We start from the raw sequence: 19,923 nt of genomic DNA on the forward strand, positions 1-19,923 counted from the left end.
CCGCTGGGTGCTGTTGTTGCCTGTGGGGAACCTGGGCCCGTGTCGTTGTCAAAGTGATGCCCGGGCCAGCCGTGGGATCGCTGCGCAGCTTGCCTGACCGTGTTCGACATATTGCATCACTTTTAAAACATGGCCGGAACGTCCGGCTTTATAACACGAAAATAAGGCGATTCCGAGCTTCCACGGGCCGCCGGTTGGACAGCGCAAGCGCGCAGCGATTCCCTAAATGTTTGCCCTAATGTGTTCAAATAACGTCTGTGCGACGCGCTGCGCGTACCGGGTCTTCCCGGATATGGTGCATCCACGCGGCGGAAGTGATCCGGCCGACAGCCAGGATCCCCGCCGATCCGCCGCGCCGCAAGCCACTAGAAGCAGTAAAAAGCACTAGAAGCGATCTCATGCCAAGACCCATTCACGCCGTCATTCATCAACCGGCCCTGGCCAACAACCTGGACGTAGTGCGCCGTTGCGCACCCCAGTCGCGCGTCTGGGCCGTGATCAAGGCCAACGCCTACGGCCACGGCATCCGCCGGGCATTCGCCGGCCTGCGCGCCGCCGACGGCTTCGGCCTGCTCGACCTGAACGAAGCCGTGCTGCTGCGCGAGCTGGGCTGGCAAGGCCCGATCCTGCTGCTTGAGGGTTTCTTCCAGCCGCAGGACGTCCCCTTGCTGGAGCAGTACCGTCTCACCACCGCGGTGCATTGCGAGGAGCAACTGCGCATGCTGGAAGTGGCGCGTCCCAAGGGGCCGCTGGGCATCCAGCTCAAGCTCAACACCGGCATGAACCGGCTGGGCTTCCGCCCGGAGCAGTACCGCACAGCCTGGGAGCGCGCGCGAACCCTGCCATGCGTAGGCAGCATCGTGCACATGACCCATTTCTCGGACGCCGACAGCGCACGCGGCGTCGCGCACCAGCTGGAAGTCTTCGACGCCACTACCGCCAACCTACCGGGCGAGGCCAGCTTGTCCAACTCGGCCGCCACGCTGTGGCATCCCCAGGCCCATCGCGCATGGGTCCGTCCCGGCGTGGTGCTGTACGGTGCCTCGCCCACGGGCGTCGCGGCCGATGTGGCCAGCTTTGGGCTGCAGCCGGCCATGTCGCTGCACAGCGAGCTGATTTCGGTGCAGGACCTGCAGCCGGGCGATACCGTCGGCTATGGCTCGCTGTTCACGGCCGAGCGGCCGATGCGCATCGGCGTGGTGGCCTGCGGCTATGCCGACGGCTATCCGCGCCACGCGGCAGGCTGGGGCGACAAGCCGGCGCCGGTGCTGGTCGACGGCGTGCGCACCCATCTGGTGGGCCGGGTCTCCATGGACATGATCTGCGTCGACCTGACACCTTGCCCGAGGGCCAAGGTGGGAAGCGCCGTGACCCTGTGGGGCCAGGGCTTGCCGATCGACGACGTCGCCGTGGCCAGCGGCACCGTGGGCTATGAACTGATGTGCGCGCTGGCGCCCCGGGTGCCCGTCACGGTGGCGACCCTGACAGCGCCGGAGCAGCCTGCGCCGGCCTGAGCGGCCATGCAGGGCAGGGGCCGGGGCATTCGTCCCGGCCCAGGCGACCGATCCCGAGCCCCGCCAATCCCTTGCGCTTCCTTTTCAGCATCCCCTTTAGCAGCCCCTTCAGCATCCCCTAGGACCTCAGTTGGCCAAGCCCAAGAACGTCTATACCTGCACAGAGTGCGGCGGCACCTCGCCGCGCTGGCAAGGCCAGTGCCCGCAGTGCCAGCAATGGAACACGCTGGTGGAGAGCGTGGCGGAAACCCCTTCGACCAAGCGCTTCCAGCCGCTGGCGGCCTCGGCCATGGTGCAGCGCCTGTCGGAGATCGACGCCGCCGACGTGCCGCGCTTTTCCAGCGGCATCGAGGAGTTCGACCGCGTGCTCGGCGGTGGCCTGGTATCGGGCGGGGTGGTGCTGATCGGCGGCGATCCCGGCATCGGCAAGTCCACCTTGCTGCTGCAAGCCCTGGCCAACCTGTCCGCGCAGCGCCGCGTGCTGTACGTCAGCGGCGAGGAGTCCGGCGCGCAGATCGCATTGCGGGCGCAGCGCCTGGGCGTGGACAGCCCGCACCTGGCGCTGCTGGCCGAGATCCAGCTCGAGAAGATCCAGGCCACGCTGGAGGTGGAAAAGCCCGAGGTCGCGGTGATCGATTCGATCCAGACCTTGTTCTCGGATGCGCTGACCTCGGCGCCAGGTTCGGTCGCCCAGGTGCGCGAGTGCGCGGCCCAGCTGACCCGGATTGCCAAGAGCACCGGCACCACCATCATCCTGGTCGGCCACGTGACCAAGGACGGCAGCCTGGCCGGCCCGCGCGTGCTGGAGCACATCGTCGATACCGTGCTGTATTTCGAGGGCGACACGCATTCCTCGCACCGCCTGATCCGTGCTTTCAAGAACCGTTTTGGCGCGGTCAACGAGCTGGGCGTGTTCGCCATGACCGAGCGCGGCCTGCGCGGGGTCAGCAACCCGTCCGCGCTGTTCCTGTCGCAGCATGAGCAGGTGGTGCCCGGCTCCTGCGTGCTGGTGACGCAGGAGGGCACGCGGCCGCTGCTGGTGGAGGTGCAGGCGCTGGTCGACACGGCTAACGTGCCGAACCCGCGGCGCCTGGCGGTGGGTCTGGAGCAGAACCGGCTGGCCATGCTGCTGGCGGTGCTGCACCGCCATGCCGGCATTGCCTGCTTTGACCAGGACGTCTTCCTCAACGCCGTGGGCGGGGTCAAGATCACCGAGCCGGCCGCCGACCTGGCGGTGCTGCTGGCCATTCACTCCTCCATGCGCAACAAGCCGCTGCCACGCGGCCTGGTGGTGTTTGGCGAAATCGGCCTGGCCGGTGAGATCCGGCCCAGCCCGCGCGGGCAGGACCGCTTGCGCGAGGCGGCCAAGCTGGGCTTCTCGATCGCGGTAATCCCCAAGGCCAATGCGCCCAAGCAGAAGATCGAGGGCCTGGAAGTGATTGCGGTGGAGCGGCTGGAGCAGGCGATCGACCGGGTTCGGCATATGGAATGAGGCGTCCAGCCCGCTCCTGCTCCATTCCTGGTCTATTTCTGGTCCAAGCCTGGCCCTTTTTTCTGCAACTTTGGGTATATTCCGAATCACTTTCCAATCGGAGTTCATCCATGCGCACTTTCAACGTCCGACGCCACGCCGGCCTGCTAGCCGCGATCGGCTGCGGCGCCACGCTGCTCTCGGTGTCCGGCGCCGCCGCCGCGGCCGATGCCAGCAAGGCGTTCTTTGACGCAGCGCTGTGCAAGCCGCCCTACACCACGAAATCCGCCACCGCGCTTTATGAGGCCGCCGAGAAGCTCGCCAAGCCGGATCTGTCCAGGCTGGGCGCGGCCATCTACAAGCTGCCGCAGCCCATCGGGCAGGACGGTTTCCAAAGTGATGAAGTGGTATTCGCCGGTACGTCGGCTGGTGTGCTGGTGCAAGGCCTGCAGGCCGAAGCGCTGGCCGCGCGCTACCAGCTCAAGCAGGAGCCTTCGACGTTGCTGGGCACCGCCACCAAGGGCTTTGCCCGCGCTCTGCCGGCCGCTCAGCAGCCCCTGCCCGATCTCGGCACCGTTTCCATCGTGGCGCGCGAAAGCGCCGCGCTGCCTGGCAAGACGCTGCTGATCTGCGAGCTTGTCAGCCACGCGGATGCGCGGGCGCTCAAAGCCTACGAGCGCAGCCGGGCGGAGCAGGGCGCCGCTGCGCGCTGACACTGGCCCAGGAGAAGCTGCCACCATGCCCGATCAATGCCCTTCGGCGCCAGGCACGGCTGGCCATGAGCCGGTCGTGCTGGAAACCGCGCGGCTGCGCCTGCGCCAGTGGCGTGAGGCGGATTTCGCACCCTTTACCGCGCTCAATGCCGATCCCGTGGTGATGGCGTGTTTCCCCGCGCCGCTGGACCGCGCGGCCAGCGACGCGATGGCGCTGCGCTGCCAGGCGCTGATCGCGCAGCGGGGCTGGGGCTTTTGGGCGGTCGAGCGCAAGGCCGATGGCGCATTCATCGGCTTTGTCGGCCTGCACGAGCCTGCCGCTGCGTTGCCGTTTTCGCCCTGTGTGGAAATCGGCTGGCGCCTGGCGCAGGCGTACTGGGGGCAGGGTTATGCCTCTGAGGCGGCGCAGGCCGCGCTGCGCTTTGGCTTCGAGCAACTGGCGCTGGCGGAAATCGTCTCGTTCACCGCGCTGCCCAACGTCCGTTCGCGGGCCGTGATGGAGCGGCTGGGCATGGTGGCGGACGGCACCTTCGAGCACCCGGCGGTCGCGCCGGACAGCCCGCTGCGCAAGCATTGGCTCTACCGCTTGCCGTTGGCGCGCTGGCATGCGTCAATCCGCCGCAAGCAGCGCCTTGCCCATCGCAACGGATTGGGCGGGCGCGGTCCGCAAAATCGGTAATAATGTGCCTCGTATTGCGCGCCGGCGCATGTCGCCCGGCCCTTTTCTGCTAGTGAGCCATGCAAGCCAATTCCCGTAGTTTCTTTTTGCTGATCGCCGCGATTTCGTTCGGCCTGGTCGGCTATGCCCTCTACCTGCAGCATGTGGAGGGTTACCAGCCWTGCCCGCTYTGCGTSATGCAGCGCTTTGCCTTCGTTGGCATCGGCCTGTTCTCGCTGCTGGCCGCCATTGCGCAGAACACGCGCAGCCTGTGGCAGGGCCTGGGCATGTTGTCCGGCGTGGCCGGCATCGCGGTGGCGGCCTATCACGTGTCGCTGCTGCTCAACCCCAAGGCTAGCTGCGGCATCGATCCGCTGGAGAACTGGGTCAACCAGTTGCCCACGGCCAAGATCCTGCCGCAGGTGTTCTACTCGGATGGCATGTGCACCACGCCGCTGCCCCCGATCTTCGGCCTGTCGATCCCGGCGTGGTCGCTGATCTGGCTGTTCATCCTGTCCGCCACGCTGGCGGTCGGCATGATCCGGCGCGAGAAGAATTACCGCTGATCTGCCTGGCGCGCAGCGGCGGCTGCCGGCGCGCGCATCCCGGGGGCTGGCGCCCCCGGCACCCCTCGCACTATCAAACGATCAAACGATCAAACGATCAGTTCGATCTGCTCCTGCAGCTCCAGCCAGCGCTCTTCCAGCGTGTCCAGCTCGCCGCCGACCTCGCCCTGGCGCTTGAGCATCTCCAGCAGCTTTGCCTTGTTGGCCTCCGCATAGCTGGCTTCGTCGGCCATGAACGTGTCGATCTCGCTCTTGGCCTGCTGCAGCACGGCCATGCGCTTTTCCACCTTTTCCAGCTCCTTGGCCAGCGGCTTGCGCAATTGCGTCAGGCGCTGGCGCTCGTCGGCCTCGGCGCGGCGCTGGTCGCGGCGGTTGGCGGTGGAGGCGGCTGGCGCTTCACCGTCTTCCTGTGCGTGCGCCGCGGTGGCCGCGTTGCGCTTGGCCGCGGCTTGCTTGAGCAGCCAGTCGCGGTAATCGTCCAGGTCGCCGTCGAAGGGCTGGATGGTGCCGTCGGCCACCAACAGGAACTGGTCGGTGGTGGCGCGCAGCAGGTGCCGGTCGTGGGAGACCACGATCAGCGTGCCTTCGAACTGCGCCAGCGCCATGGTGAGGGCCTCGCGGGTGTCGAGGTCCAGGTGGTTGGTCGGCTCATCCAGCAGCAACAGGTTGGGCTTTTGCCAGACGATCAGCGACAGCGCCAGGCGCGCCTTCTCGCCGCCGGAGAACGGCTCGATCGACGCGGTGGCCATTTCGCCGCGGAAGTTGAAGCTGCCGAGGAAGTCGCGCAGTTCCTGCTCGCGGGTGTCCGGCGCGAGCCGGGCCAAGTGCTGCAGCGGGGACTCGTGATCGCGCAGCGTTTCCAGCTGGTGCTGGGCAAAGTAGCCGATCTGCAGGCCCTTGCCCTGGCGCAGCGTGCCGGCCAGCGCTTCCTGCGAGGCGGCCAGCGTCTTGACCAGGGTTGACTTGCCCTGGCCGTTGGCGCCCAGCAGGCCGATGCGCTGGCCGGTCTGGATCGACAGCGTGAGGTTGTGCAGGATGGTCACGGGCGGCGCGTCCGGCGCGGGAGCGGGATAGCCGCAATCCACGCCTTCGAGCACCATCATCGGGTTGGGCGCCGAATCCGGCTCGCGGAACTCGAACGCAAAGCCCGCGGCGATATGCACCGGCGCCAGCCGCTCCATCTTCTCCAGTGCCTTGACCCGGCTCTGCGCCTGGCGTGCCTTGCTGGCCTTGGCCTTGAAGCGGGTGATGAAGGATTCGAGGTGGGCGATTTCCTTTTGCTGGCGCGAGTAGGCGGACTGCTGCAAGGCCATCTGCTGCAGGCGCAGCGTCTCGAACTGGCTGTAGTTGCCGCCGTAGCGGCGCAACTGCTGGTTCTCGATGTGCACGGTGACATTGCAGATCGCATCGAGGAATTCGCGATCGTGGGAAATCATCACCAGCGTGCCCGGATAGCGCGCCAGCCAGTCTTCCAGCCAGACGATGGCGTCCAGGTCCAGGTGGTTGGTGGGYTCGTCGAGCAGCAGCAGGTCGGACGGGCACATCAGCGCCTGCGCCAGGTTCAGSCGCATGCGCCAGCCGCCGGAGAACGAGGCCACCGGCTGCGATACCTGCGCCAGCGTAAAGCCCAGCCCCAGCAGCAGGGCCTCCGCGCGTGCCGGCGCGGTGTAGCCGTCGGCATCGGCAAAGGCGCCGTGCGCTTCGCCCTCGGCGCTGCCATCGCCGCTGGCCTGGGCCGCGGCGATGCGCGCTTCGATGTCGCGCAACCGGGTATCGCCGTCGATCGTGTATTCCACCGCACTGCGCATGACCGCGGGGGTTTCCTGCGCCACGTGGGCAGTACGCCACTGCGGCGGGATGGCCACGTCGCCGCCGTCCGCCTGCAATTCGCCGCGCAGCATGGCGAACAGGGTCGACTTGCCGCTGCCGTTGGCACCGACAAGGCCGACGCGCTCGCCGGGGTTCAGCGTCACGCTGGTGTGGTCGAACAGCACCTTGGTGCCGCGCTGGAGGACTAGCTGGTCGATTCGGATCACGGGAGGGGAAAGGCTGAAGAAGGCTGCGGGTCTGGGGCGGTTGCCCTTGTAGCTCGAAATCTAACCTGCCCCGGCATGGCACGGGGCAACCCGGCATTGTAGCCGCTTCGTATGGCGGCGCCCCCGGAACGCTCGGCGCATGGCGTATGGCCGTCTTTGTTTTCGATATGCCTAGGTGAAAACCCTTGGGCTGGTAAAACTCTATTTTCATGGCATGGGGTTTGCGTGTAAATTTATTTACATAGATCCGCGCCGGATGAAAACGCTGTTTCCCGCTGCGCGCATCTCCGACCAACCCAATGCACGCGCCATGACCATCGGTAACGGTACCCACGGCTCTGCCGGAAAAAACGGCAGTAACGGCAGTAACGGCAGCGCTTCGATCGCGGAGCGCATCGCCCGCGCCTTGCCCACGCTCACGCCAGCGCACCAGCGCATGGCGGAGTACGTGCTGGGCAACCCGTTCCGCGCCGCCACCATGCGCATCGACGAATTCGCCGATGCCGTGGCGGTGTCGGTGGCCACCGCGAACCGCTTCGCGCATGCGCTGGGCTTCGAAGGCTTCCCGCAGTTCCGCGCCGAACTGGTGCGCGGTTTCGAGGCAACGCTTGCACCAGTTGAGAAATTGCGCACCGAACTGGCGCGTCCCGCCACGGTGGCCGAAGTGTTTGCCGCGTCGCTGGAGGAGGATGTGCGCAACCTCGAAGCCTCGCGGCGCGCACTCGATGCCGAGACCTGCGAGCGCGCGGTGGAGGCCATCCTGGCGGCGGAGCGCATCTTCGTGGTGGGCTTCGGCGCCAGCGGCTTCCTGGCAGGGCTGCTGCAGCATGGACTGGATATGTCCTGCCGCACCGTGATCTCGGTCTCGGGCGCGGGCGGTGCGTCCACCGCGGCGCGCCAGTTGTTCAAGCTGCAGCCGCGCGACCTGCTGATCGTGATCGGCTTCCCGCGCTATGTGTATGACACCGTGGCCATCGCCAAGCGTGCACGCTCGCATGGCGCGCACATCCTGGCGCTGACCGACGGGCCCACTTCGCCGCTGGCGCCGCTGGCCGATATCGCGCTGTACGCCCAGACCGGACGCCAGCTTTCCGCCAATTCGGATGCGGCTGTGCTGGCCTTCATCGAGGCGCTGTGCGGCGCGGTGGCGTATCGCGCCGCGCATGCCGTCAAGGCCGCCGCCGAGATGACCGACTTCCTGCTGCCGTGGCTGCACGGCGCGCCCCCCGGACAAGGGCGGGATGGGCGCGAACAGCGCGAACAACGCCACGACGAAGCGGCTGAAGGCCGCGCCAAGGCGGCCACGGCACGCCGCAAAAAGACTTCCCCGAACGCATCGTGAACCTCATGAACACCCCAGTCATTGCTATCCACGGCGGCGCCGGCACCATTACCCGTGCCGCTATGAGCCCCGCCAAGGAAGCCGAATACACCGCCGCGCTGAGCGCCGTGCTTGAAGCCGGCCAGCGCGTGCTGGCCGATGGCGGCAGCGCGCTCGACGCTGTCACCGAGGCCGTGCGCCTGCTGGAGGATTGCCCGTTGTTCAATGCCGGCCGCGGCTCGGTGCTGACCCACGCCGGCACCTATGAGCTGGACGCCGCGATCATGGACGGCGCCACGCTGGGTGCCGGCGCGGTGGCCTGCGTCAAGCACCTGCGCAACCCGGTGCTGGCCGCGCGCGCCGTGATGGAGAAGAGCCAGCACGTGCTGTTCGCCGGGGAGGGCGCCGAGGCCTTCGCGCAAGCGCAGGGCCTGGAACTGGTGACACCGGACTATTACTTCACGCAGGCGCGCACCGATCAGTGGGCGCGCGCCCGCGCCGCCAGCGGCACGACCCTGCTGGACCACGACGCCGCCACGCTGGCCGCGGAACCCATTGACCCGGACACCAAGTTCGGCACGGTTGGCGCGGTGGCGTTCGATGCGCAGGGGCGCCTGGCCGCAGCGACTTCCACCGGCGGCGTGACCAACAAGCAGGTAGGCCGGGTGGGCGATACGCCCATCGTCGGCGCCGGCTGCTTTGCCGACGATGTGGCGGCGGTGTCCGCCACCGGCACCGGCGAAATGTTCATCCGCACCGTGGCCGCGTACGACGTGGCGGCGCAGATGCGCTACGCGAGCGTGCCGCTGGAAGAAGCCGCACGCCGCGTGGTGATGGAAAAGCTGCCTGCCATCGAAGGGCGCGGCGGCCTCATCGCCGTGGACCGTGACGGCAACGTCACGCTGCCGTTCAATACCGAAGGCATGTACCGTGGCTTCGCCCGGGTGGGCGAGGCGGTCAATGTGTGGATCTACGGCTGAGCGTGCGCGAGTACGGCAGCGGCATCCGCATGGCAAGCAACGCACCAAGCAAAGCACCAACAAAGCATCAACCTAGGCACTAAAGGGGGCCCAGTGGCTGCATCCTCTTCCCAGTCGACCATCGTCCTGCCAGCGCAACGCGTGGTAGCCGTCAACGATCTCACTGTGCGTTTCTCCACCTCGGAGCGCACGGTGGAAGCCGTGCGCAACCTGTCTTTCCACGTCGATCGTGGCGAGACGCTGGCCGTGGTGGGCGAGTCGGGCTCGGGCAAGTCGGTGACCTCGCTCGCGCTGATGCGCCTGGTGGAACACGGCGGCGGCAAGATCGCCACCGGCAGCATGGCGCTGCGACGGCGCAATGGCCAGGTGCTCGATCTCGCCACCGCCGATGGCGCTGCCATGCGCCGCGTGCGCGGCAGCGACGTGGCGATGATTTTCCAGGAGCCGATGACCTCGCTCAACCCGGTATTTCCGGTGGGCGAGCAGATTGCCGAATCGATCCGCCTGCACCAGGGCAAGAGTCGCGCCGAGGCGCGCGCCGAAGCCCTGCGCATGCTGGAGATCGTGCGCATTCCCGAGGCGCGCCGTGTGCTGGACCGCTTCCCGCACCAGCTCTCCGGCGGCATGCGCCAGCGCGTGATGATCGCCATGGCGCTATCGTGCAAGCCGGCGCTGCTGATCGCCGACGAACCCACCACGGCGCTCGACGTCACCATCCAGGCCGAGATCCTGCAACTGATCCGCAACCTGCAGTCCGAGATGGACATGGCCGTGGTCTTCATCACCCACGACATGGGCGTGGTGGCCGAGGTGGCCGACCGCGTGCTGGTGATGTACCGCGGCGAGAAGGTGGAGGAGGGCACTTCCGAGCAAGTCTTCGGCAAGCCCGCGCATCCCTACACCCGTGCGCTGCTGTCCGCGGTGCCCAAGCTGGGCGCCATGCGCGGCACCGACTGGCCGGCCAAGTTCCCGCTGGTGCAGCTGGACCAGGGCGAGCCGGTGGCGCCGGTGCCGCAGGATACGGTGGCGGTGGACGCCTCGCCGATCCTGCGCGTGCGCGATCTGGTGACCCGCTTCGACGTGCCGGGCGGCCTGCTGGGCCGCGTGGCGCGCCGCGTGCACGCGGTGGAGCGTGTGAGCTTTGACCTCTACCCCGGCGAGACCCTGGCGCTGGTGGGCGAGTCGGGCTGCGGCAAGTCCACCACCGGCCGCTCGCTGCTGCGCCTGGTCGACAGCCAGAGCGGCACCATCGAGTTCAACGGACAGGACATCAGCCAGATGCGTGGCGGCGCCTTGCAGACCCTGCGCCGCAATATCCAGTTCATCTTCCAGGACCCGTTCGCCTCGCTCGACCCGCGCGTGCCGGTGGGCTACTCCATCATGGAGCCGCTGCTGGTGCACAAGGTAGCCAGCGGCAAGGAGGCCGAGCAGCGCGTGGCCTGGCTGCTGGAAAAGGTGGGCTTGTCGGCCGCGCACGCCTCGCGCTACCCGCACGAGTTCTCGGGCGGCCAGCGCCAGCGCATCTGCATTGCGCGTGCGCTCGCCTTGAACCCGAAGGTGGTGGTKGCTGACGAATCGGTSTCCGCGCTSGACGTTTCCATCCAGGCGCAGATCGTCAACCTGATGCTGGACCTGCAGCGCGAGATGGGCATTGCGTTCCTCTTCATTTCGCATGACATGGCCGTGGTGGAGCGCGTGAGCCACCGCGTGGCGGTGATGTACCTGGGCCAGATCGTCGAGATCGGCCCGCGTCGCGCCATTTTTGAAAACCCGCAGCACCCGTACACCAGGAAGCTGATGTCGGCGGTGCCGATCGCCGATCCGGCGCGCCGCCACCTCAAGCGCGAGCCGCTCTCGGACGAAATGCCCAGCCCGATCCGCGCGCTCGGCGACGAGCCGGTGGTGCAGCCGCTCGTAGCAGTCGGCGGCAACGCCGCATCCCATCATTTTGTAGCCCGGCACGCCATCGGCGGCGCCTACTGAACTGACGAAACCAAGGAGAATCGATGATGACCCGTTTGGCCCCTTCCAAGTTGATCGCCGGTGGCCTGGCCCTGGCCGCGTTCGGCGCAGGTCCCGCCTTTGCCGCCAAGGATGCCGTGATGGCGGTGTACTCCACCTTCACCACGCTCGACCCGTACGACGCCAACGACACGCTGTCGCAGGCCGCCGCCAAGTCCTTCTACCAAGGTCTGTTCGGCTTTGACAAGGACATGAAGCTGATCAACGTGCTGGCCGAGAGCTATGAAGCCAGCAAGGATGGCCTGACGTACACCATCAAGCTGAAGAAGAACGTGAAGTTCCACGACGGCACCGCATTCGATGCCGCCGCCGTCAAGGCCAACTTCGACCGCGTCACCAATCCGGCCAACAAGCTCAAGCGCTACACGCTGTTCAACCGCGTGGCCAAGACGGAAGTGGTTGACGCCAACACTGTCAAGGTCACGCTGAAGGAGCCGTTCTCGCCGTTCATCAACGTGCTGGCCCACCCGTCCGCCGTGATGATCTCGCCCGCCGCGCTGCAGAAGTACGGCAAGGACATCGCCTTCCACCCGGTCGGCACCGGCCCGTTCGAGTTCGTCGAGTGGAAGCAGCCCGATCACCTGAAGGGCAAGAAATTCGCCGGCTTCTGGAAGACCGGCTATCCCAAGATCGACACCATCACCTGGAAGCCGGTGGTGGACAACAACACGCGCGCCGCCATCATGCAGACTGGCGAGGCGGATTTTGCCTTCAGCATCCCGTTCGAACAGGCGGCCGTGCTCAAGGGCAGTGCCAAGGTGGACCTGATCGCCTCGCCCTCGATCATCCAGCGCTACCTGAGCATGAACACCATGGTCAAGCCGTTCAACGACCCGAAGGTGCGCCAGGCCATCAACTACGCCATCAACAAGGACGCGCTGGCCAAGGTAGCCTTCGCCGGTTACGCCACGCCGATGGACGGCGTGGTGCCCGCGGGCGTGGACTACGCCGAGAAGCTGGGCCCGTGGCCGTATGACCCGGCCAAGGCACGCGCACTGCTCAAGGAAGCCGGCTACCCGAACGGCTTCGAGACCACGCTGTGGTCCGCGTACAACCACACCACCGCGCAGAAGGTGATCCAGTTCGTGCAGCAGCAACTGCAGCAAGTCGGCATCAAGGCGACCGTGCAAGCGCTCGAAGCCGGCCAGCGCGTCGAGAAGGTGGAGAGCGTGCAGAAGCCGGAAGACGCCGGCGTGCGCATGTACTACGTAGGCTGGTCGTCGTCGACCGGCGAGTCCGACTGGGCGCTGCGTCCGCTGCTGGCCTCGGAATCGATGCCGCCCAAGCTGCTGAACACCGCGTACTACAAGAACGACCAGGTCGACGCCGACATCGCCGGCGCCCTGCGTACCACTGACCGTGGCGAGAAGGCCCGTCTGTACAAGGACGCGCAGGAACACATCTGGAAGGATGCGCCCTGGGCGTTCCTGGTGACCGAAAAGGTGCTGTATGCGCGCAGCAAGCGCCTGACGGGCGCCTACGTGACGCCGGACGGCTCGTTCAGCTTCGACGAGATCGACATCAAGCAGTAAGCGCATTGGCTTGACGCGTGGCGCGTCCCATCAGCGCGGTGCCACGCGCTCAGCCATCGCTTAGCGGTACAGCGCAGTAAGCCGCGCACGGCCGCCTGCCCACAGTCGCGGGGGCAGGGCGGGCGGCCCGCGGTCTTTAATCATCCGGTGCATCATGCTGAATTACTTTCTCAAACGATTCCTGGGCGTGATCCCCACATTGCTGATCGTGGCAGTGCTGGTGTTCCTGTTCGTCCACCTGTTGCCCGGCGATCCCGCCCGGCTCGCGGCCGGCCCCGAGGCCGACCAGGCCACGGTGGAACTGGTGCGCCGCGATCTCGGCCTGGACAAACCGCTGCCCGAGCAGTTCGTGCAATTTTTCTCGAACGCCGTGCGCTGGGAGTTTGGCAATTCGCTGCGCACCAAGCGTCCGGTCAGCGAGGAAATCGGCGACCGCTTCATGCCGACCCTGTACCTGACGCTGGCCTCGATGGTGTGGGCGGTGATCTTCGGCATGGTGATCGGGATCAGCTCGGCCGTCTGGCGCAACCGCTGGCCCGACCGCTTCGGCATGACGCTCGCCGTGTCCGGCATTTCGTTTCCCGCCTTCGCGCTGGGCATGCTGCTGATGGAGGTGTTCTCGGTGCAGCTGGGCTGGCTGCCGTCGATCGGCGCCGATACCTGGAAGCACTACATCCTGCCGTCGATCACGCTGGGCGCCGCGGTGGCCGCCGTGATGGCACGTTTTACCCGCGCCTCCTTTGTCGAGGTGCTGAATGAAGATTTCGTGCGGACCGCGCGCGCAAAGGGCGTGGGCGAGTTCCTGGTGGTGGCCAAGCACTGCCTGCGCAACGCCATGATTCCCGTGGTGACCATGATGGGCCTGCAGTTCGGCTTCCTGCTGGGCGGCTCGATCGTGGTGGAAAAGGTGTTCAACTGGCCCGGCCTCGGACGCCTGCTGGTGGACGCGGTCGAGATGCGCGACTACCCGGTCATCCAGGCCGAGGTGCTGCTGTTCTCGCTCGAGTTCATCCTGATCAACCTGGTGGTCGACGTGCTGTACACCGTCATCAACCCCGCCATTCGTTACAAGTAAGTGAGGCCGGCATGACCCAGCTATCCACGCCCGCCAACGGCGAGCCCGCCGTTCCGGCCGCAGCCGCCACGCAAGAAGCCGTGCGCACGCCCTGGACCGAGTTCTGGCGTAAATTCCGCAAGCAGCACCTGGCACTCGGCGCCGGCGTGTTCGTGCTGCTGCTGGTGGCGGTGGCGGTCCTCGCCCCGCACCTGGTGCCTTACGATCCGGAGAACTTCTTCGACTACGACGCGCTCAATGCCGGCCCCTCCGCCGCGCACTGGTTCGGCGTCGATTCGCTCGGGCGCGACATCTTCAGCCGCATCCTGGCCGGTGCCCGCATCTCGCTGGCGGCGGGCTTCTTCTCGGTGATCATCGGCGCCATCGTGGGCACCGTGCTCGGCCTGCTGGCCGGCTACTACGAAGGCTGGTGGGACCGCATCGTGATGCGTATCTCCGACGTGCTGTTCGCCTTCCCCGGCATCCTGCTGGCGATCGGCATCGTGGCCATCCTTGGCAACGGCATGACCAACGTGATCTTCGCGGTGGCGGTGTTCAGCATCCCGGCGTTCGCCCGCCTGGTGCGCGGCAATACGCTGATGCTCAAGCGCCTGACGTATGTGGAAGCCGCGCGCAGCATTGGCGCGTCCGACTTCACCATCCTGATGCGCCACATCCTGCCGGGCACCATCTCGTCCATCGTGGTGTATTTCTCGATGCGCATCGGCACCTCGATCATCACCGCCGCCAGCCTGTCCTTCCTGGGCCTGGGCGCGCAGCCGCCCACGCCGGAGTGGGGCGCGATGCTCAACGAAGCCCGCGCCGACATGGTGACCGCGCCGCACGTGGCGATTTTCCCCAGCCTGGCCATCTTCCTGACCGTGCTGGCGTTCAACCTGCTGGGCGACGGCCTGCGCGACGCGCTGGATCCGAAGATCGACCGGCGCTAAGGAGCGCACGCGGATGTCCGGATCCATGCCGCATATCGGCGCGTTGCCAGCTGGCGCGCGCAACAGCATCACCGACGTGCCGGGCGTGGCGGTTGGCCAATGCACGCTGGCCGACGGCGCTTGCCAGACCGGTGTGACGGTGGTGCTGCCGCACGGCGGCAACCTGTTCACCGACAAGGTGCCGGCCGCCGCGACCGTGCTCAATGGCTTTGGCAAGAGCGTGGGCCTGGTGCAGGTGGAAGAGCTCGGCGTGCTGGAGACGCCCATCGCGCTGAGCAACACCTTCGCCGTGGGCGCGCTGTCGCAGGCGCAGATCCGGCAGGCCATTGCGGCCAATCCGGAGATCGGGCGTGCCTGGCCAACGGTCAACCCGCTGGTGTTCGAGTGCAATGATGGCTACCTGAACGACATACAGGCGATGGCCGTGCAGGAGACGCACTATGCGCAAGCCTGCGCCGCGGCCAGCGTGGATTTCGCGCAGGGCGCTGTCGGGGCAGGGCGCGGCATGTCGTCGTTCGGACTGAAAGGCGGCATCGGCTCTGCCTCCCGCCAGGTGGGCGGATACCATGTGGGCGTGCTGGTGCAGGCGAACTTCGGCACCTTGCCCAGCTTTACCGTGGCCGGCGCGCGCCTTGGCGGCTTGCTGGCCGAACGGCTCCAGGCGCATACGCAAGCGCCGGCGGAGTCAGGGCCGGAGAAGGGCTCGATCATCATGATCCTGGCCACCGACGCGCCGCTCGACGCCCGCCAGCTGCGCCGCCTGTCGCTACGCGCGGGGGCGGGCCTGGCGCGTACCGGCTCGGTATTCGGCCACGGCTCGGGTGACATCGCGCTCGCTTTTTCCACCGCCTACACCGTGCCGCAGCAAGCCGGCGCGCCCATGCCGGCGCTGGCCATGCTGCACGAAACCCGGCTCGATGCGCTGTTCCATGCCGCCGCCGACAGCGTTGAGCAGGCCATCCTGCATGCGCTGTGGCAGGCCGAAACCGTGCGTGGCCGCGATGGGCACCAGCGTGTCGCGCTGCGCGAACTGATGCCCGAGCTGCCGCAATGGCTGCTGCGCGCGGCACCGACGAACTGAATCTCCACAAGCCATGAAGATCCTGATTTCCACCGACATCGAAGGCGTAGCCGGGGTTTTCCATCCCGAGCAGACTCGCGCGGGCAACGGCGAGTACGAACGCGCCCGCGCCTGGATGACGGCCGAAGCCAATGCCGCCGTGCAGGGCGCCTTCGCGGGCGGCGCGGCCGAAGTGCTGGTCAACGACTCCCACGGCGGCTTTCGCAACCTGCTGCCGGATCAGCTCGACCCGCGCGCGCGCCTGGTGCTAGGCAAGCCGCGCTACCTTGGCATGATGGCCGGGGTGCACGACTGCGACGGCGTCTTCATGATCGGCTACCACGGCCGCGCGCAAAGCCGCGGTATCCTTGCCCACACCATCAACAGCAGCGCGTTCGCCCGCATCTGGCTCAACGGCCAGGAACTGGGCGAGGCCGGGATCTACGGCGCCCTGGCGGGCGAATTCGGCGTGCCGGTGCTGATGGCCAGCGGCGACGATGTCTTCGTGGAAGAGACCCGAGCGCTGATGCCCTGGGTGCGCTATGTGCAGACCAAGCAAGCCGGCGGGCAAGGCAGCGGCACCACGCTGTCGCTTGCCGCATCGCGCGATGCCATTGCTGCGCAAGCCGAGCAAGCCGTACGCGAGCAGGCCGGGCAGCCCCTGAAGATCAGCGGCCCGATCCGCTGCCGCTTGCAAACCCAGGGCCCGGCCTTTGCCGATCTGTTCTGCCAGTGGCCCGCGCTGGAGCGCGTGGATGGCGTGACGCTGGTATTCGATGCCGCTTCGGTGCAGGCGGCCGTGCGCATGCTGAACTGCCTGTCGGCGATGTCGTTCATGCTGAAGTAGGGCGCGGCGTGGCCTGTTGAGGCGGTTGTGCCCGAAAGTACCCGCTAGTGCCCGCTTGTGCCTGCTGCGTGCTTATGCCGTTGCTGGCCGCATGGTGGACAATGGCGGGTGGCAGGCGCCGGTTGCGCCCCGCGGGCAATCAGCTACTTCGCAGCACTCATCACGGCAGGCACAAGCAGATTCATGATCGCAGTCAACGACGGGAGCTGGACTCCCGTACGCAAGGATTTTGTCGAGCCCGGCACGCGCTGCCGGCAGCAGGTCGGCCGTGGGCGGCACCACGGCTTCGGTAACGGCCAGGCCTTTATCCTGCGCGACGGGCAAGGTCACGAGTACCCCTTTGGCGAGGCCTGCGCGCGGGCCGTGCTTGCCGAGCCAGACCTGTTGTACCTGGTGCCAGACTACACCGAGCGGGATGCCGGCCAGCCCGTGCCCGAAGCGACCGCGCCGGACAACGAGGAGTTCGAGGCCACCGGCCCGGCCGCTGCGCGTTCCCGCGGCGCGGCGGGCGGCCGCAAAGGCAAGGCCAGCGACGCCGCGCTGCGGCGTACGGCCGCCATCCGCTACCTCGTGCTGCGCATGGAAAAGGTGGCCGGCGTGCCGCGCGTGCAACCCACCGTGCGTTTTCCTGCGCTCGAAGCGGTGTATCAGTCCTACCTCGAGACCGGCGAGCTGCCGGATGCCCAGGTCAAGCGCATTCTCGCCATCGAGCGCAGCGCAACCACGCCGCCCAAGCTCAAGACCACCAACCTGCTCGATGTCTACACTGCGCACGTCAAGCTGGAGCGCGTGATCCAGGAATCCAACCGCGTCGAGCAGCGCCGGTTCCTGCGCAGCATCCATGACTGGCTGGCGCGCCACCTGGTGCTGTCCGCCGCCCAGATCGCCGCGGCAGGCATCCAGATGCATCCGCATGCGTTCCGCTCCCTGTTGCTGCGTGAGGCGGTGCCGGCGGATGCCGCCAAGGGCGAGAAGGGCGGGAAGGGCGATTCGGGTGCCAAGGGCGAGAAGGGTGCCAAGGGCGGCAAAGGCTAGCGGCCCGGCTTCGGGCGGCTTCGGATGGCAATGCCGGCCAAGTTGGCGTTTAATAGCGGCACCCCCACTCCTCGCCAAGCGCGAAATCTGCTGTCATGTCCTTGCACACCAGCTTTTCCCGCAGTTATGCCGAAGCCCGGCAGAAATTCCGTGACGCGGCCCAGGCTGCCGGCGGCACACTGACCGATTTTCCCCATCCCACCAAGCGCGGCTGCGCCGACGAGGAACTTGCCATGGATGTCGCCTGGGTGGGCGGCGCCGAGGCCGGGCGCGTGCTCATGGTGACTTCAGGCATGCACGGGGTGGAAGGCTTCTGCGGCTCCGGGGCGCAGGTCGCCATGCTGGCCGACGCGGATCTGCTGCAGGCGTGCGCCGGCGCGGGCGTGGCGCTGCTGCTGGTGCATGCGGTCAATCCCTACGGCTTCTCGCATATGCGCCGGGTCAATGAAGACAACGTTGATCTCAATCGCAATTTCATGGATTTCACCCAGCCGCTGCCCGACAACGCGCCGTACGCCGAGGTGGCGCCCATGCTGCTGCCCGAGCACTGGCCGCCCTCCGAGACCGATCAGACCGCGCTGATGAAGGCGGTGGCCGAGAAAGGCCTGCCCTGGTACCAGGCGGCGGTGAGCGCCGGCCAGTATCAGGCGCCCGAAGGGCTGTTCTTCGGCGGCAACAAGGCGACGTGGAGCAATTACACGCTGCGCCGCATCCTGGCGCGCTTCGGCGCCGGGCGTGAAGCCCTGCGCTGGATCGACCTGCATACCGGCCTGGGGCCTTGGGGCTACGGCGAGCCGATTTACATGGGGCCTGACCGCGAAGAGGCAATCGGCAAGGTGCGCGCTATCTGGGGCAGCCATGTCACCTCGATCTACGATGGCTCGTCGGCATCGGCCAATCTCAACGGCATGGCCTGGGTGGCCGCGCCGCAGACGTTGCCGACGCTGGCGTATAGCGGCATCGCGCTGGAGTTCGGCACCTTGCCTGTCACCGAGGTGCTGGAGGCATTACGTGGCGATCATTGGCTGCACCTGCATCCGGAGGCGGATGAAGGCCAGCGGAATTTGATTCGGCAGGCGATGTGGCATGCCTTTTATGGGGATGCGGACGACTGGCGGGCGAGCGTGGTGGAGCAGGTCAGGGAGGCGGTGGTGAAGGGGCTGGCGGGATGGTGAGGGACTGAGCGAACTATCCGGCCGTCGCGGCTGGTATCCATTGCGAAGAAAGACGGCCGCAGGAATCTGCGGCCGTGTCTTGTGCAAGCCTTCAACCTGGCAGCGCTTCGTAAGTCAGCAGGAACACCTGTTCCTCGCCAGCGCTGACCGGCAGCCAGACGATCTCCAGTTCGGGGAACGCGGCCTCCATATTGGCGTGCTCGTTGCCGATCTCCACCACCAGCGCGCCGCCCGGGTTCAGGTGCGCTTTGGCGCCGGCGATGATGCGGCGGACCACGTCCATGCCGTCGTCGCCGCCAGCCAGTGCGATGCGCGGCTCGGCCTGGTATTCGGCCGGCAGCGCTTGCATGGAGGTTTCGTTGACGTAGGGCGGGTTGGTGAGGATCACATCGTATTTGGCGCCCGCGGGCAGCGGTGCGTACAGGTCGCCCTCGTACAGGCTGATGCGGTCTTCCATCTTGTAGTCCGCCACATTGCGGCGAGCCACAGCCAGCGCATCCGGCGAGATGTCGACCGCATCGATGCGGGCCTTCGGCCAGACGTGCGCGGCGATGATGGGCAGGCAGCCGGAGCCGGTGCACAGCTCCAGCACCGGGCCGATTTCGGCGCTGTCGCCTACCCATGGTTCCAGCCCTTCATGCAGCAGTTCGCCAACGAAGCTGCGCGGCACGATCACGCGCGAGTCCACGTAGAAGCGCAGGCCGTGCATGAAGGCCTCGTTGGTGATATAGGCCGCGGGCACGCGCTCGGTCACGCGGCGCTCGATGACCTGCAGCACGGCGTCGACTTCTTCGGGCAGCAGGCGCGCGTCGAGGAACGGGTCGAGCGTGTCCAGCGGCAGGTGCAGCGTATGCAGCGTCAGGTACGCGGCCTCGTCATAGGCATTGGCGCTGCCGTGGCCAAAGGACAGCTTGGCCTGGGTAAAGCGCGATACCGCGAAGCGCAGCAGGTCGCGCACGGTGAGCAGGGGGGAGGAGGTTGCCATAACG

17 protein-coding genes are annotated in these 19,923 nt (G+C 67.0%); 15 read left to right on the plus strand and 2 right to left on the minus strand.

Translation table 11 applies throughout. The features are described from left to right. Nucleotides 1-398 precede the first annotated feature (398 nt). The 5 genes from alr to AC1DQR_RS09545 all read left to right on the plus strand — a co-directional run bounded on the left by alr (nt 399) and on the right by AC1DQR_RS09545 (nt 4,922). Nucleotides 399-1,514: an alanine racemase gene (gene alr, locus AC1DQR_RS09525; protein WP_416048805.1), complete on the plus strand. Its 1,116-nt coding sequence runs from the start codon at nt 399-401 to the stop codon at nt 1,512-1,514. A gap of 130 nt (nt 1,515-1,644) precedes the next feature. Further along, entirely contained in the window at nt 1,645-3,006 is a 1,362-nt protein-coding gene (gene radA / locus AC1DQR_RS09530; RefSeq protein WP_006161974.1) for a DNA repair protein RadA, read from the plus strand. 110 nt (nt 3,007-3,116) lie between these two features. Further along, entirely contained in the window at nt 3,117-3,698 is a 582-nt protein-coding gene (locus AC1DQR_RS09535; RefSeq protein ID WP_477132920.1) for a hypothetical protein, read from the plus strand. 25 nt (nt 3,699-3,723) lie between these two features. Then, on the plus strand, nt 3,724-4,377 hold the full coding sequence (locus AC1DQR_RS09540; RefSeq protein ID WP_477132921.1) for a GNAT family N-acetyltransferase: 654 nt from the start codon (nt 3,724-3,726) through the stop codon (nt 4,375-4,377). Between the two features lie 59 nt (nt 4,378-4,436). Then, nucleotides 4,437-4,922, plus strand: a complete 486-nt coding sequence (locus tag AC1DQR_RS09545) for a disulfide bond formation protein B (RefSeq protein ID WP_416048802.1) — start codon at nt 4,437-4,439, stop codon at nt 4,920-4,922. A gap of 89 nt (nt 4,923-5,011) precedes the next feature. On the opposite strand, the gene AC1DQR_RS09550 is transcribed toward AC1DQR_RS09545, so the two are convergent. Continuing rightward, on the minus strand, nt 5,012-6,958 hold the full coding sequence (locus AC1DQR_RS09550) for an ATP-binding cassette domain-containing protein (protein WP_416048801.1): 1,947 nt from the start codon (nt 6,956-6,958) through the stop codon (nt 5,012-5,014). Between the two features lie 256 nt (nt 6,959-7,214). Between AC1DQR_RS09550 and AC1DQR_RS09555 the strand changes: the two genes are divergently transcribed. The 10 genes from AC1DQR_RS09555 (at nt 7,215) to AC1DQR_RS09600 (ending at nt 18,934) form a co-directional block, all read left to right on the plus strand. Further along, entirely contained in the window at nt 7,215-8,300 is a 1,086-nt protein-coding gene (locus AC1DQR_RS09555) for a MurR/RpiR family transcriptional regulator (RefSeq protein WP_416048800.1), read from the plus strand. A gap of 5 nt (nt 8,301-8,305) precedes the next feature. Further along, on the plus strand, nt 8,306-9,259 hold the full coding sequence (locus tag AC1DQR_RS09560; RefSeq protein WP_416048799.1) for an isoaspartyl peptidase/L-asparaginase family protein: 954 nt from the start codon (nt 8,306-8,308) through the stop codon (nt 9,257-9,259). 93 nt (nt 9,260-9,352) lie between these two features. Beyond that, entirely contained in the window at nt 9,353-11,242 is a 1,890-nt protein-coding gene (locus AC1DQR_RS09565) for a dipeptide ABC transporter ATP-binding protein (RefSeq protein WP_183031227.1), read from the plus strand. A gap of 23 nt (nt 11,243-11,265) precedes the next feature. Then, nucleotides 11,266-12,813 carry a glutathione ABC transporter substrate-binding protein GsiB gene (gsiB, locus tag AC1DQR_RS09570; RefSeq protein ID WP_253928212.1) on the plus strand — a complete coding sequence of 516 codons (1,548 nt, stop codon included), beginning with the start codon at nt 11,266-11,268 and terminating at the stop codon, nt 12,811-12,813. A 154-nt stretch (nt 12,814-12,967) separates the two neighbouring features. Continuing rightward, nucleotides 12,968-13,888 carry a glutathione ABC transporter permease GsiC gene (gsiC, locus tag AC1DQR_RS09575; RefSeq protein ID WP_416048798.1) on the plus strand — a complete coding sequence of 307 codons (921 nt, stop codon included), beginning with the start codon at nt 12,968-12,970 and terminating at the stop codon, nt 13,886-13,888. Nucleotides 13,889-13,899: 11 nt separating this feature from the next. Beyond that, nucleotides 13,900-14,817: a glutathione ABC transporter permease GsiD gene (gene gsiD, locus AC1DQR_RS09580; RefSeq protein WP_183031225.1), complete on the plus strand. Its 918-nt coding sequence runs from the start codon at nt 13,900-13,902 to the stop codon at nt 14,815-14,817. A 13-nt stretch (nt 14,818-14,830) separates the two neighbouring features. Then, on the plus strand, nt 14,831-15,898 hold the full coding sequence (locus AC1DQR_RS09585) for a DmpA family aminopeptidase (protein WP_477132922.1): 1,068 nt from the start codon (nt 14,831-14,833) through the stop codon (nt 15,896-15,898). Nucleotides 15,899-15,911: 13 nt separating this feature from the next. Then, a complete protein-coding gene (locus AC1DQR_RS09590; protein WP_416048796.1) occupies nt 15,912-16,724 on the plus strand; it encodes a M55 family metallopeptidase in 813 nt (270 codons plus the stop codon). A gap of 183 nt (nt 16,725-16,907) precedes the next feature. Further along, on the plus strand, nt 16,908-17,759 hold the full coding sequence (locus tag AC1DQR_RS09595) for a hypothetical protein (protein ID WP_416048795.1): 852 nt from the start codon (nt 16,908-16,910) through the stop codon (nt 17,757-17,759). 95 nt (nt 17,760-17,854) lie between these two features. Beyond that, complete coding sequence (locus tag AC1DQR_RS09600) at nt 17,855-18,934, plus strand: M14 family metallopeptidase (RefSeq protein WP_416048794.1); 1,080 nt, start codon at nt 17,855-17,857, stop codon at nt 18,932-18,934. A 91-nt stretch (nt 18,935-19,025) separates the two neighbouring features. On the opposite strand, the gene prmB is transcribed toward AC1DQR_RS09600, so the two are convergent. Next, a complete protein-coding gene (prmB, locus tag AC1DQR_RS09605) occupies nt 19,026-19,919 on the minus strand; it encodes a 50S ribosomal protein L3 N(5)-glutamine methyltransferase (protein ID WP_477132923.1) in 894 nt (297 codons plus the stop codon). Between the last annotated feature and the right edge of the window lie 4 nt (nt 19,920-19,923).

The sequence above is a fragment of the Cupriavidus sp. 05L411 genome, from assembly GCF_056398045.1.